Raw genomic sequence first — 403 nt, forward strand, 5'->3', positions numbered from 1 at the left:
CACCTCGCCGGCGGCGGCGGACGCGGCCAGCGCCTCACCGTCGGCGAGGCTGAGCCCGGCGCTCGGGATGGTCCCCTCGGCGGGCGAGGAGAACCCGCCCCGGACCGGGGTGGTGCCGCTGTGGTTGTAGACGATCACACCGAGGGCCCCGGCCGCCGCTGCGGCCTTCTGCTTCTCCACGAAGGTGCAGGCACCCCGCTTGACCAGGGCGATCTTCCCCGTGAAGGCCCCGGCCGGGTAGTCGGCGGCGTCGCAGCCCGGGGTCTCGTCGACCCGGGCGAGGGCGATCGGGGCGGTCAGGCCTCCGGCCGGGGTGGACTTGGTGAAGGTGAACGCGGCGGTGGCCAGCTCCCGCGGCTGCGCGCCGAGGACGGTGGTCCTCTCCGTCTTCGTGTGCGCCTCG

Annotated in this window: 1 protein-coding gene; it reads right to left on the bottom strand. The window is 75.4% G+C overall.

Annotation, left to right across the window (positions count from 1 at the left end; translation table 11 throughout):
- A partial coding sequence (locus G3I78_RS49935) for a PA domain-containing protein (RefSeq protein WP_343244052.1) occupies positions 1-403 on the bottom strand: 403 nt, incomplete at both ends.

The organism is Streptomyces sp. SID13726 (genome assembly GCF_010548375.1).
Taxonomy (GTDB): domain Bacteria; phylum Actinomycetota; class Actinomycetes; order Streptomycetales; family Streptomycetaceae; genus Streptomyces.